Below are 12,525 nucleotides of genomic sequence, written 5' to 3'. Positions count from 1 at the left end.
CCCCGGGGTCCTTCGCCTTTCGCGTCAGACGAGCTTCGCCAGGCCCGGCAGGACCTCCCCGCTCCTGCCCACGACGCGGTGCTCGAAGCGGCTGGAGTTCTCCGCCGGATCGAGGTTGACCAGCCACGTCTCCCCGCCGGCCCTGCGGACGCGGTCCACGATGCCGGCGGCTGGGAATACGGCGCCGGACGTGCCCGCCGCCAGGAAGACGAGGCGCCCCGAGGTGGCCCCCTGCAGCGCGAAGGTCTCGATGCGCTCCAGGTCCGCCGGGTCCAGGTACTCGCCGAACCAGACGATGTGGGGCCGCAGCCGCTTGCCACACGCGTCACACGCGGGCACCGCGCCCACCGGGTACACGGTGGCGTCGTCGAACGGGGGGCGCTCGCAGCCCGAGCAGCGCGTCTTGAACAGGTTGCCGTGCATCTCCACCACCCGCTGGCTTCCGGCGCGCGTGTGCAGGCCGTCGACGTTCTGGGTGGCGAGCAGGAAGCGGTCCCCCAGGTGGCGCTCCCAGGCGACGAAGGCCTCATGGCCCGGGTTGGGGTGGACGGCGGCGGCGCCCTTGCGGCGCTCCGAGTAGAAGCGCCACACCAGCGAGGGGTCCTTCCGGAAGCCCTCCGGAGACGCCACGGCCTCCACGGGTTGGTCCTCCCAGAGTCCACCCATCCCGCGGAAGGTGGGGACTCCGCTTTCGGCGGAGACGCCCGCGCCCGTGAGGACGAGCAGCCAGGTCTTCGAATCAAGGGTGAGCGAATCCATGTCGGCTCCTGTGCGGCGAAAAGGGAATCAAGCTATGGATGGGACCGCCGACCCTACCGGGGCCTGACGCCCCTGGGGATCGCCTTGTGAGGTCCCATCATGGCGGAAGTCACCCTGGATCTGCGCGGCCTGCCCAAGGCCGAAGCCTACGCCGAGCTGAAGCAGCACGCGCTCGCCGTGCTCGAGGGCATCGACGACGACATCACCGGCATGTCCACCATGAGCTGCCTGCTGCACCACGCCTTCGGGCACCTGTGGACGGGCTTCTACCGCGTCGTCACGCCGGGCCGGCTGCTGCGGGTGGGCCCGTACCAGGGCACGCTCGGGTGCCTGGAAATCCCCTTCGGCAAGGGCGTGTGCGGCACCGCCGCCGCGAAGGGGGAGACGGTGGTGGTGGCGGACGTCCACGCCTTCCCGGGCCACATCACCTGTGACGGGCGCTCCGTGTCGGAGATCGTCGTCCCGGTGTTCGGGAAGAACCGGGAGCTGCTCGCCGTGCTCGACATCGACTCCGAGCACAAGGGCACCTTCGACGAGGTGGACCGCCGCGAGCTGGAAGCGTTGCTGCGCTGGTTCCAGCGGTAGCGGCGGCCCCGGCGTGCGAAGGCTCAGCTCGCGCGGGCGTAGGCCACGGCGAGCTGACCGGCGAAGCGCGCGTTGTGGGTGAGCAACGCCAGGTTGGCCTTGAGCGTCTTGCCCCCGGTGCGCTTCGCCATCTCCGACAGGAGGAAGGGCGTCACGGCCTTGCCGCGGATGCCCTGCCGGTCCGCGTCCGCGAGCGTCGCGGCGATGTGGAGCTCCATCTCGTTGCGAGGCAGGGCCGTCTCCTCGGGCGGCGGCACGGTGTAGAGCACCCCGCCCTGCTTCAGCGACTCGAAGCGCGCGCGGGCGATGCGCGCGGCGGTGTCCACGTCGTCCGCGCGGTGCTCCAGGGAGATGCCGGAACCCCGGCTGTAGAAGGATGGCAGCTCGTCCGTCCCCACGCCGATGACGGGCACGCCGGCCGTCTCCAGCAGCTCCATCGTCTTGGGCAGGTCCAGGATGGACTTGGCCCCCGCGCACACCACGGCGACGGGGAAGCGCGCCAGCGCGGCGATGTCCTGGGAGATGTCGAAGTGCTCCGACGCCCCGCGGTGCACCCCGCCGATGCCGCCCGTGGAGAAGACGCGGATGCCCGCGGCGGCGGCCATCTCACAGGTGGCGCTCACGGTGGTGCCGCCCGTGGCGCGCGTGGCCACGGCCACGGCCAGGTCCCTGGAGCCCAGCTTGAGCAGGCGCTCCTTGCCCTCCGCCAGGCGGCGCATCTCCGGCTCCTCCAGCCCGACGCAGAGCTGCCCGTCGATGATGGCGGTGGCGGCGGGCACGGCGCCGGCGCGGCGGATGGCCTCCTCGCACGCCCGGGCCGCGGCCAGGTTGTCCGGGTACGGCAGGCCCTGGGCCACGACGCTCGTCTCCAGGGCCACCAGCGGTTGGCCGGCCTCGAGCGCGCGGCGCACCTCGTCCGAAAAGCGTAGGTCCATGCCCTGGCGTTTAGCATGCCGGCCTCCAAACGTCGGCTTGCGCGCGTGGCCCCCCGGGCCTATTCCCCTGCCGCCGTGTCCACGCCCGCCACCGCCGCCGTGCCCGCCCCGTCGCGAGGCTTCTCCGCGTCCGACCTGGCCATCGTCGGCGTCGTGATTGTCTGGGGCACCAACTACACGGTGGTGAAGGAGGCGATGGAGACGCTTCCGCCCCTGGCCTTCATGTCGCTGCGCTTCACCCTCGCCGCGCTGGCCATGGGCGCGCTGCTCCTGGCCGTCGAAGGCTGGAAGCCGCTTCCCCGCCCGGTGTTCCTCAAGCTCATGGGGCTCGGGCTGGTGGGCAACACGCTGTACCAGCTCTGCTTCATCCTCGGCCTGGCGAACACCTCGGTGGCCAACAGCGGCATGCTGACGGCGGTGACGCCCGTGTTGGTCGCCACGCTGGGCGCGGTCCTCGGCGTGGAGCGGCTCACCCGGCCCCTGGTGATGGGCCTGGCCCTGGGCGTCGCGGGGATGTTGATGGTGCTGGGGGGACGTGGCGCGTCCCAACACGGCGCCTCCCTGCTGGGGGACGGGCTCATCCTCGGCGCGAGCCTCTGCTGGGCCCTCTACACCGTGGGCATCCGCTCCATGGGCCCGGAGGTCTCCGCGCTGCGCATCACCGCCATCTGCATGCTGACGGGCGCGCCGGGCGTGGTGCTCGCGGGCGTGCCCGAGCTCCTGCGCCTGGAGCCCGCGCACCTCACCGCCGGCGCCTGGGCGGGCGTCGTGTACTCGGCGCTGGTGCCGCTGGTGCTCGCGTACTTCATCTGGGGCCGCACCGTGCAGAAGGTGGGCAGCAGCCGCGCGGGGCTCTACAACACGGGCATTCCCGTGGTGGCCGCCCTCACGGCGTGGGGCGTGCGCGGCGAGCGGCCCAGTTGGATGCAGGTGCTCGGCGCGGGGCTCGTCCTCTCCGGCGTGCTGCTCAGCCGGCGGAGGTAGGCCCCGGCGGCGTCACTCACTCCCTGCGCCCACGCTCCACCGCGAGCCCGTACTCCTCAATCTTCTTGTCCAGCGTGGGCCGGCTGATGCCGAGCAGCTCCGCGGCGCGGACCTTCTTCCCCGACGCCTCGCGCAGGGCCTCGGCGATGGCGTCGCGCTCCAGGCGGGCCACGCGCCCCTGCAGCGTCTTGGCGCCCGCTTCGCCTCCCTCCTGGAACTCTGGAGGCAGTTGCAGCGCGCCGACCCGGCTCGCCGCGTACAGCAGCCCCAGCCGCTCGCCCACCAGCTCCAGCTCGCGCAGGTTCTGCGGCCACGCATACTCCATCACCAGCCGCCGGGCCTCGGGGCTGAGCGTCGGCGGCTCCTTGCGAATCCGCCGCGCCGCGCGCGCCGCGAACTGCTCCAGGAGCGGGAGCACGTCCGCGCGCCGCTCTCGCATCGGGGGCATGTCCAGCTCGAAGCCCGACAGCGCCCGGGACAGCGCCGGCTCCACCTCCCCGCGCGCCGCCAGCAGCGACACGGAGGAAGGCGCGGTGGCCAGCACCCGGACGTCCACCGGCTCCTCGCCCCCCTGGCGCGCGGGCGCCGAGCGCCGCGCCAGCGCCCGCGCCAGCCGCTCCGCCGCGGACCGCGCCAGTGACTCCACGTGCAGGAGCACCAACGAGCCCCCATCCGCGCGCAACAGCGCGGACACGACGGGCGGCTGCCCGGGGGCGCTCGCCCGGCCGAAGAGCGCCTCCTCCACGGCCTCGGCGGCCTCGCGGCAGTCCACCACGACGAAGGGCCCCAGGGCCCGGGGCGAGCGCGCATGGACGAAGCGCGCCAGCAGCGCCTTCCCCACCCCGGGCTCGCCATGAATCACCACCGGGGCCGCGCTGGCCGCCACCCGGCGCGCCAGCTCCAGCAGGGCCCGCAGCGGCCGGGACGTGCCGGTGAGCGCGGCCACGGGCGGCTCGGCGTCCACGCGGGAGCGCACGGTGGTGTAGGCCTCGCCTCCCAGCCGCCCCAGCGCCGCGAGCAACTGGCCCTCGCCCTCGCTGAACCTCGGCTCCGCGCGCGTCACGTACAGCACGCCGAAGGGCATGCCGCCCGACGCGACCAGCGGCGCGCAGAGGACGTCATCCGTCTGGACCAGCTCCTTGCGCTCCAACGCCGCCTGCGCCAGGGCGCGCGGCATCGTCAGCGCCTCCGCGCCCGACACCGCGGCGGTGAGCAGGCCGTCACTGCTGCCCAGCAGCGCGGCCGCGCGGTCGGCGTTGAGCGCATGCGCCACCTCATCCGCCAGGCGCCGCAGCACCAGCGCGCCGCTCGTCGCGCCCAGCAGCGCGATGCCCGCCGAGTACATCGCCGCCGCCGTGCCCACGTGCGGCAGCACCTCCTCGATGGGCACCTGCCCCATCTTCTCCGGCCCGTCGGCCACCAGCGTCACCGGCGGCGGCTCGAAGAGCGCCGTCGTCGCGCCCACGCGCACCTGGTCTCCGGGCTGGAGGACCACCTCGCCCTCGAGCCGCTCGCCGTTGACGAACGTCCCGTTGCGCGAGCGCAGGTCGCGGATGCGCGCCTGCCCGTCGAGGACGGAGATCAGCGCGTGCTTCCGGGAGACCTGGTGGTCATCCAGCGGGATTTCGCACGACGGACTGCGGCCAATGGTCGCCTCCGCGAGTACGTCGTGACGACGCCCGGCGGATGGACCGGTGAGCAGCAGGAGGGCGGGCATGGGGCGCGGAGCCTACCGCCCCGCGATGCCTGAGCAAGGCCCCCCGGCCCCACGCGCTACATCGGCCGTTCGGCGTTCAGGAGTTCACGAAGCTCCTGCTCGTCCAGCGCCCGGCCTTCCCGGCTGATGGCCAGCGCGTTGACCTGGGTCTCCGCGACCTCCACGTGGGCGCCCTTGCGCCACTCGGTGGTGTGCACCGCGCCATCCACCAGCTTGCCCACCACGGCGCCCTCGTCCCGGGCCATGACCTCCAGCCACAGGTTCTCCGTCACGTCGCTCCCTTCGGGGTGCGTGTCGAAGGGGGCGCGGACCAGGAAGGTGAGCGGCTCCATCAACCCCTTGCGCTGGAAGCGCGCCAGGAAGGACGGCAGCAGCGCCTGGGCCTCGCGCCGCATGGCCTGGGTCTGCTCCTCCGGCTCCTTCTCGAACCGCTCCCGGTAGGGCGCCAGGAGCTGGGACGTATTGTGCCGGCCCAGCGGAGACACCACGGTGAGGAAGAGCCCCTCGTGGCCCTCGAAGGTGTCCAGCGGCACGCCCAGCAGGTTGGCGCGGGCCTCTTCTGATGGCACCAGCGTGAAGACCTGGCCCTCGCTGGTGCCCACCTGGGTGCGCAGCGCGGGCCCCTGCCCGAAGGCCAGGTCCGTGCAGAGCTCGTGCAGGAAGCTCTCCGCGGCCAGCAGGTCCTTCTCCGCCAGGTGGAAGATCTCCAGATCCCTGGCGCCGAACTTCTCCATCCCGTGCGAGTGCACCCACAGGGGCGTGTCCCCCTCCGTGGCCTCCACGGCGTGGAGGTGGACATGGTCGCGGATGTCGAAGTCCAGCTCCGTGATTTCCGCCACGTCGTCGGGCTCGTGGAGCTTGAAGGCGGTGAGGTCCACCAGCACGCCCTGCACGTGCTCCAGCAGCGTGCGCACGGCCCACAGGGCCTCGAAGACGGGCAGCGTGGGCTGCACGCCGCCCGGCTCCACCGACAGGTGGTAGAAGGCCTTGGCGCGCCCCAGCCGCTCGAAGGCCTCCGGACTGCCGCTGAACACCTCCTTGCGGAAGCGCGGCAGGCCCTCGGAGCCATGCGTCAGGCGCACCAGCACCTCGGAGCCATCCGCCCGCAGCGTGAAGCCGTCTCCGTCCGCGTCCGGGGTGAAGTCCACCTCGTCATTCGCGAACGAGGCTCGCAGTGCGTCGAGCGGCGGCGGACCCTCCTGCTCCGTCGCCAGCAGGTAGACCTCCATCACAGGTGCTTCTCGATCTGCCGGAAGAGGTCCACGCGGTCCACCAGGTTGGTCAGATAGTCGAGCTTGTCCGTGGGCAACACGAGCACGGGGGACAGGCGGTAGCCCTCGAACCACTCCTCGTAGAGGGCGTTGAGGCGCTGCAGGTAACGGGTGGGGATGTCCTTCTCCATGGCCCGGCCACGGATGCGGATGCGCTCACGAATCGTCTGCACCGGGCAGCGGAGGTAGATCATCAGGTCGGGGGGCCGCAACGACTCCGAAATCGTCTCGTACAGCTCGCAGTACGTCTTCCAGTCCCGCTTGTCGATGAGCCGCTGCCGGTGGAGGTTCTTCGCGAAGATCTCCGCGTCCTCATAGAGGGTGCGGTCCTGGAGCACCGTCCCGGAGGTGCGCTCCAGCTCCCGGTGCAGGCGGAACTTGTGCGTCAGGAAGAAGAGCTGGGAGCGGAACGCCCAGGTCTTCATGTCCTTGTAGAAGTCCGCCAGATAGGGGTTCTGGTCGTTCGGTTCGAAGGAGGGCGTCAACCCGTACTTCCGGCAGAGGAAGGACGTCAGCTCCGTCTTTCCGGCGCCGATGTTGCCCGCGATGGCGATGAACTTTTTCCTGGCCACACCACCCCTGCTTGTAACCCCGCCAGGCGGCGCGCACCAGAAACAACGTGTAGGTAGGACGTGGTAGAAGACACGCATGCTCCCCCGTCGTCCCGTTCAACGCATGACAGGTGCCGCCGCCCTCCCCGCCGGGGGCCGCCGCCTGACCGCCTGGACAGGGAGCGTCGGGGGACATGCCCGAGGGCCCGGGCACCTTCTGGCCCTGAACATCGGCCCCCAGGAGGCGGGCTGAGGGATGCGCAAGCTCTTCTGCATTTTCGTGGCCGGGGTCTGGACGCTCATCTGTTTCCCCCTTGCCGTCCTGGCGATGCTGCTCACGCTCAACCCCTCGCGCTCCATCTGGGTGGCGCGCGAGCTCTGGTCGCCCGTCCTGTTGTGGGCGGGGGGCGCGAAACTGGAAGTCATCGGGCAGGAGAACGTGGACCCGGATCGGCCCACCATCTACGTGGCCAACCACCAGTCCACCATCGACATCCCGGCGCACTTCCTGGCCGTCCCCATCCCCTTCCGGTACGTCGCCAAGACGCAGCTCAAGTGGGTGCCCCTCATCGGCTGGTACCTGGCGCTCGCGGGCCACGTCTTCATCAACCGGTCCAACCGGTCCAAGGCCATTGCCTCGCTCAACACGGCAGCCGCCAAGATCCGCGGCGGCACCAGCATCTTCCTGTATCCGGAAGGCACCCGCTCCACGGACGGCCGCGTGCTGCCCTTCAAGAAGGGGCCCTTCGCCCTGGCGCTGAAGGCCCGCGTCCCGGTCTGCCCCGTCACCATCGAGGGCTCGGGGGACTTGATGCCCAAGTCCACCTGGAACATCACCCCCGGCCCCATCCGCGTGAAGATTGGCAAGCCCATCGACACCACCACCTTCGCAGAGAACGACCGCGAAGGCCTGGCCCGCGCCGTGCGCGCCGTCATCATCCAGGACAGCCTGTCCCTCGGGGGCAAGGGCGGTGACGTGGATGACGCCGTGGCCTCCGCCGGCGCCGAGGGTGTCAGCGACTCGCGCCCCCGCGCCATCTCCTCCTCCTGAGACGCCTCCTCGAGATGACCATCCGCCACCTCCGTCCTCGTCCCTGGATTCGCGCCGCGGTGCTCGGCGTGGGCCTCCTCGCTGGCTGCAGCACCACCTCCGCGAACTCCGCCAAGGAGCGCCCCACCGACCCGCTCTCCCAGGCGCGGGCCTACCTGGACGAGCATCAGCCCACGAAGGCCCTGGGCCTGCTGACGGAGCTGCACCGCAAGTCCCCGGAGGACCTGGACGTGGCGCGCTCGCTCACCGAGGCCCAGGTGAAGGCGGGCCAGACGGACGCCTGGATCGCCGAGCTCCAGAAGCGGATCGCGGCCGGTGAGCGCGCGGTGGACCAGTACATGCTGGGCCTGGCCCTCTTCTCCCGCGCCCGGGACGCGGGGGCGCCCAGCGTCGCCGCCTTCGAGCGCGCCGTGGACCTGTCACCGGACACCGCGGAGTTCCATTACCGGCTGGGGCTCGCGCGGTTGGAGTCGGAGCAGTACACGGAGGCGCTGGGGCCCTTGCGCCGCGCCACGACGCTGGCGCCGGACCGCACCGCCTGGCGCCTGCCGCTGGCCAAGGCGCTCCACCGCACGGGGGATGCCCCCGGGGCCGTGGAAGCCCTGGGCGCCGTGGTTCGCGGCCAGCCCACGCCCGCGGAGGTCACCACCGCGCGGGCGCTGATGGAGCAGATCGCCGACCCCTTCTCCGGCTTCCCCAAGGCCGCCGAGGCCAAGCTGGAAGAAGGCCTGCGCTACCTGAACGACCTGGACGCGCCTCAGCACGCCATCCTCGCCTTCGAGGAGATCCTGCTCGACTACCCGGACGTCGCGGTGGTGCACGCCCTCCTGGGCCTGGCCTACCAGCGCCTGGACGACGCGGGCCGCGCGGTGGACGAGTTCAAGCAGGCCATTGAACGCGCCCCCCGCGATGGAAAGAACCACCTGTACCTGGGCGAGCTCTACCTGTCCCGTCAGCGCCCCGACGCCGCCCGCACCTCCTTCGAAAAGGCCGTGTCGCTCCACCCGCTGCTGGAGACGGCCTGGTTCCACCTGGGCGACCTCCTCCTGGAGCGCAGGGACCTCAAAGCCGCGCGGGAGTCCTTCACCGTGGCCACGTCCCTGTCGCCGGACAACGTGGCGATGCGGGGCAAGCTGGCGCTCGTGTACCAGTTGGATGGGGACTTCGCCGCGGCCGAACGCGAGCTGCGGCACGTGGTCGAAAAGGACCCGGAGAACATGGAGTTCAGCCTGCGGCTGGGGCTGCTCTACACCGAGCAGGCGATGAAGGCCTCGCGCCCCGAGGCGCGGAAGACGGCGGCCAGCGAGGCCGAGCATTGGCTGATGAAGGTCCTGGAGACCCAGCCTGAGAACGCGGTGGCCTCGCGCGCGCTCCAGCAACTCAAGGCACAGTAGCCATCCACGGGCCCAGGCCTCTACACTCGCGGTCCGATGAGCGACGGTCGCAAGCCCTCCCCCCCTGGAACGCAGCCTCCTCGGGCGGCGTCTCCGTCTGGCTCCCAGCCGCGCGTGCCGTCCAGCCCGGGCATGCCGCGCGCGCCGAGCCAGTCCAACCTGCGGGTGATGTCCGCCGCGCGCGCCGAGCCTCTCGAAAAGGAGAAGCCGGCAGGCCCGCTGGGGAAGCGGCTCGCGGGAGACGCGTCGAACCACCTCCTCAACGGCCTCTCCATCCTGAAGGAGCTGTTCGCGGACTTCCGCCGGAGCGATCGCTTCTTCAAGTACAAGGCGTCCATCATCGCCGGCTGGGTGCTGATGACGGTGACGAGCATCGCCATCGCGTGCCCGGGCAGCGGCGTGCGCAAGGGCGAAATGGACGCGCGCCTGGTGCTCAGCGACAAGCTGGACCGGCCCTCGGTCACCATCTGGAACGAGAGCAAGGAGCCCTGGTTCGACGTCACCTTTACCGTCAACGGGCAGTACCAGGCGGCGGTGCCGGCGGTGGCGCCCGGCGAGTTCATCACCATCACCCCCAAGCAGCTGATGGGCTCCAGCGGCGCCGCGCCCGCGGACCTCCGCTTCCAATCCATCCAGATGCGCAGCCGCGACGACAGCGCGGACCTCACCGAGGACCTCAATCAGGCCTGGGAGCGCATCCGCCAGGCGCCGCGACGCTAGGAGGCCGTGCCGCAGAAACACGAAGGGCGCACTTCCTTTCGGAAGCGCGCCCTCGCGTTGCTCCTGGCCCCTCCTCACGAAGGGGTCAGGGATGCAGACCGTGCAGGACTACTCGGCCTTCGTCTCTTCCGCGGGCGCAGCAGCCGCCTCGGTGTCGACGGGAGCGGCCTTCTCCGGCCGGTCCACGAGCTCCAGGAGGGCAATCTCCGCGGCGTCGCCCCGGCGGAAGCCGAGCCGGACGATGCGGGTGTAGCCGCCGGGACGGTTGGCGTACCGGTCCTTGTACTCGCCGAACACCTTCTGCAGCACCTCGCGGTCCTTGACCGTCCGGGCCGCCAGGCGAACGTTGGCGAGACCGCCACGCTTGCCCAGGGTGATGATCCGCTCCGCGATCTTCCGGGCCTCCTTGGCCTTGGGAAGCGTGGTGCGGATGGCCTGGTGCTCCAGCAGCGAGGTCACCATGTTGTTGAGCATCGCGAGCCGGTGGCTCGTGGTGCGGTGAAGCTTCCTCTGTCCGACCTTGTGGCGCATCGTCGTGCTCCGGAGTCCCGCGGGGGACTCCACCACTCCGGCCGTATCAGGTACCGGGTGGGATGGGCGGACCCGGCACGGGGCCCGCCACTGTCATTCGGGCTGGAAGACGTCCCGGCCCCCTCCCCTCGCGCCGCTGACCGCCGTGCCCGCGGCCGCGTGGGAGGCCCTGCGTGAACCCTACTACGCCTTCGGCGCCGCGGGAGCCGGCGCCTGCTTCGGCGGCCAGTTCTCCAGCTTCATGCCCAGCGACAGGCCCATCTCCGCGAGGATCTCCTTGATCTCCTTCAGAGACTTGCGGCCGAAGTTCTTCGTCTTGAGCATCTCGGCCTCGGTGCGCTGCACGAGGTCGCCAATGGACTTGATGTTCGCCTGCTGCAGGCAGTTCGCCGAGCGGACCGACAGCTCGAGCTCATCCACCGAGCGGAACAGGTTCTCGTTGAGCTTCGCCTCTTCCTTCGGCGCCTCGGCGACGACGGGCTCCTCCGTCTCGTCGAAGTTCACGAAGACGGTGAGCTGCTCCTTGATGATCTTCGCCGCGTACGCCACCGCGTCCTGCGGGGACACGGAGCCGTCCGTCCAGACCTCGAGCGACAGCTTGTCGTAGTCCGTGACCTGACCGACGCGCGCGTTGGTGACCTGGTAGTTCACCTTGCGGATGGGCGAGAACAGCGAGTCGATGGGGATGGTGCCGATGGGCGAACCTGCGACCTTGTTCGCGGTGGCCGGCGTGTAGCCACGGCCGCGGCGGCAGGTCAGCTCCATGCGGAGCTTGCCACCCTCGGAGATGGTGCAGATGTGGTGGCCCGGGTTGAGGATCTCCGTGTCCGGGTCGGTGATGATGTCACCGGCCTTGACCTCCTTGGGGCCCTCCGCCTCGATGCGCAGCGTCTTCGTCTCGTTCGTGTGCATCCGAAGGAGGACTTCCTTCAGGTTCAGAACGACGTCCGTGACGTCCTCGGACACCTCGGGGATGGTCGTGAACTCGTGGTCCACGCCTTCAATCTTCACGGAGGTGATGGCGGCGCCCTGCAGCGACGACAGCAGCACCCGGCGGAGCGAATTGCCCAGCGTCGTACCGAAGCCGCGCTCGAGCGGCTCCGCGACGAACTTGCCGTAGGTGGGAGTCGCGCTGTCCTGATCCACCTCCATGCGGCGGGGCTTGATCAGGTCACGCCAGTTCTTCGCAACAAACGTATCAGCCATGGTGTACCGCTCCTCGAATCGTGCCGCACCACCGACTTACCCACCGGCCTGGCGGGAGGATGCGCACGTGGAGACTGCGACTGCTTGAAAGCAAGACGCCCCGGCCTCGTCGGCCAGGGCGTCCACTGCGACATCCGAAGCGCCTACTTCGAGTAGAGCTCGACGATGAGCTGCTCGGAGATGGGCATCGTCAGGTCCTCGCGGTTCGGGACCGTGGTGACCGTGCCCTTGAAGGCCTTCTTGTCCAGGGAGATCCACTGGGGAACGCCGCGGCGGTCCACCGTCTCCAGCGCCTCGGAGATGCGGAGCACCTTGCGGCTCTTCTCCACCACCTCCACCGCGGTGCCCGGCTTCACGGCGAACGAGGGGATGTTCACCTTGCGCCCGTTCACCTGGAAGTGGCCGTGGCGCACCAGCTGGCGCGCCTCGTTGCGCGTGTCCGCGAAGCCCATGCGGAACACCACGTTGTCCAGACGGAGCTCCAGCTGCTGCAGGAGGTTCTCACCCGTCTTGCCCTTGGCGGCGGACGCGCGGTGGTAGTAGCCGCGGAACTGGTTCTCCAGCAGGCCGTACATGCGCTTGACCTTCTGCTTCTCGCGCAGCTGCACACCGTAGCCAGAGAACTTCACGCGGCCCTGGCCGTGCTGACCCGGGGGATAGGGGCGGCGCTCAATGGCGCACTTGTCCGTGTAGCAACGGTCGCCCTTGAGGTACATCTTCAGGTTTTCGCGCCGGCAGATGCGGCAGACGCTGGCAGTGTAACGAGCCATTGAGAGGTCCTTAGAGGTGATCTGGAGCCGCCCCCACACCGGGGCATGAGG

At 70.4% G+C, this 12,525-nt stretch carries 13 protein-coding genes; 5 read left to right on the top strand and 8 right to left on the bottom strand.

Features of this window, described 5'->3' with window-relative positions; translation table 11 throughout:
* Positions 1–24: 24 nt before the first annotated feature.
* Positions 25–759, bottom strand: a complete 735-nt coding sequence (locus MYMAC_RS16605) for an SIR2 family NAD-dependent protein deacylase (RefSeq protein WP_095958777.1) — start codon at positions 757–759, stop codon at positions 25–27.
* Positions 760–858: 99 nt separating this feature from the next.
* Here MYMAC_RS16605 and MYMAC_RS16600 point away from each other — a divergent pair, with 99 nt between their 5' ends.
* A complete protein-coding gene (locus tag MYMAC_RS16600) occupies positions 859–1,344 on the top strand; it encodes a GAF domain-containing protein (protein WP_095958776.1) in 486 nt (161 codons plus the stop codon).
* 23 nt (positions 1,345–1,367) lie between these two features.
* On the opposite strand, the gene MYMAC_RS16595 is transcribed toward MYMAC_RS16600, so the two are convergent.
* Positions 1,368–2,279 (bottom strand): pseudouridine-5'-phosphate glycosidase, encoded by a 912-nt coding sequence (locus MYMAC_RS16595; RefSeq protein WP_095958775.1) that lies wholly within the window; start codon positions 2,277–2,279, stop codon positions 1,368–1,370.
* Positions 2,280–2,354: 75 nt separating this feature from the next.
* Here MYMAC_RS16595 and MYMAC_RS16590 point away from each other — a divergent pair, with 75 nt between their 5' ends.
* On the top strand, positions 2,355–3,263 hold the full coding sequence (locus MYMAC_RS16590; RefSeq protein WP_095958774.1) for a DMT family transporter: 909 nt from the start codon (positions 2,355–2,357) through the stop codon (positions 3,261–3,263).
* Positions 3,264–3,279: 16 nt separating this feature from the next.
* Here the strand turns inward: MYMAC_RS16590 and MYMAC_RS16585 are convergent, their stop codons facing one another.
* From MYMAC_RS16585 to MYMAC_RS16575, 3 genes are read right to left on the bottom strand one after another with little or no spacing between them, the layout of a single operon-like run.
* Positions 3,280–4,980, bottom strand: coding sequence for an FHA domain-containing protein (locus MYMAC_RS16585; RefSeq protein WP_095958773.1), 1,701 nt, complete (start codon positions 4,978–4,980; stop codon positions 3,280–3,282).
* 56 nt (positions 4,981–5,036) lie between these two features.
* The gene (locus MYMAC_RS16580) at positions 5,037–6,212 is read right to left on the bottom strand and encodes a DUF2314 domain-containing protein (protein ID WP_204817690.1); all 1,176 of its coding nucleotides are present in this window, start codon (positions 6,210–6,212) and stop codon (positions 5,037–5,039) included.
* On the bottom strand, positions 6,209–6,823 hold the full coding sequence (locus MYMAC_RS16575) for a deoxynucleoside kinase (protein ID WP_013939896.1): 615 nt from the start codon (positions 6,821–6,823) through the stop codon (positions 6,209–6,211). Before MYMAC_RS16575 ends, MYMAC_RS16580 begins: the two co-directional genes overlap by 4 nt.
* Before the next feature lie 235 nt (positions 6,824–7,058).
* On the opposite strand from MYMAC_RS16575, the gene MYMAC_RS16570 reads away from it, so the two are divergent.
* The 3 genes from MYMAC_RS16570 to MYMAC_RS16560 all read left to right on the top strand — a co-directional run bounded on the left by MYMAC_RS16570 (position 7,059) and on the right by MYMAC_RS16560 (position 9,967).
* Positions 7,059–7,853, top strand: a complete 795-nt coding sequence (locus MYMAC_RS16570) for a lysophospholipid acyltransferase family protein (protein WP_095958771.1) — start codon at positions 7,059–7,061, stop codon at positions 7,851–7,853.
* A 14-nt stretch (positions 7,854–7,867) separates the two neighbouring features.
* Complete coding sequence (locus MYMAC_RS16565; protein ID WP_095958770.1) at positions 7,868–9,247, top strand: tetratricopeptide repeat protein; 1,380 nt, start codon at positions 7,868–7,870, stop codon at positions 9,245–9,247.
* Between the two features lie 132 nt (positions 9,248–9,379).
* Positions 9,380–9,967, top strand: a complete 588-nt coding sequence (locus MYMAC_RS16560) for a hypothetical protein (protein WP_013939893.1) — start codon at positions 9,380–9,382, stop codon at positions 9,965–9,967.
* Positions 9,968–10,075: 108 nt separating this feature from the next.
* Here the strand turns inward: MYMAC_RS16560 and rplQ are convergent, their stop codons facing one another.
* The 3 genes from rplQ to rpsD all read right to left on the bottom strand — a co-directional run bounded on the left by rplQ (position 10,076) and on the right by rpsD (position 12,474).
* Positions 10,076–10,498 (bottom strand): 50S ribosomal protein L17, encoded by a 423-nt coding sequence (gene rplQ / locus MYMAC_RS16555; protein WP_095958769.1) that lies wholly within the window; start codon positions 10,496–10,498, stop codon positions 10,076–10,078.
* A 183-nt stretch (positions 10,499–10,681) separates the two neighbouring features.
* Complete coding sequence (locus MYMAC_RS16550) at positions 10,682–11,704, bottom strand: DNA-directed RNA polymerase subunit alpha (protein ID WP_095958768.1); 1,023 nt, start codon at positions 11,702–11,704, stop codon at positions 10,682–10,684.
* A gap of 143 nt (positions 11,705–11,847) precedes the next feature.
* Complete coding sequence (gene rpsD, locus MYMAC_RS16545; protein ID WP_013939890.1) at positions 11,848–12,474, bottom strand: 30S ribosomal protein S4; 627 nt, start codon at positions 12,472–12,474, stop codon at positions 11,848–11,850.
* Positions 12,475–12,525 lie beyond the last annotated feature (51 nt).

Source organism: Corallococcus macrosporus DSM 14697 (assembly GCF_002305895.1).
Classification (GTDB): Bacteria; Myxococcota; Myxococcia; order Myxococcales; family Myxococcaceae; genus Myxococcus; species Myxococcus macrosporus.
This window is presented reverse-complemented; position numbering and strand designations above follow the sequence as displayed.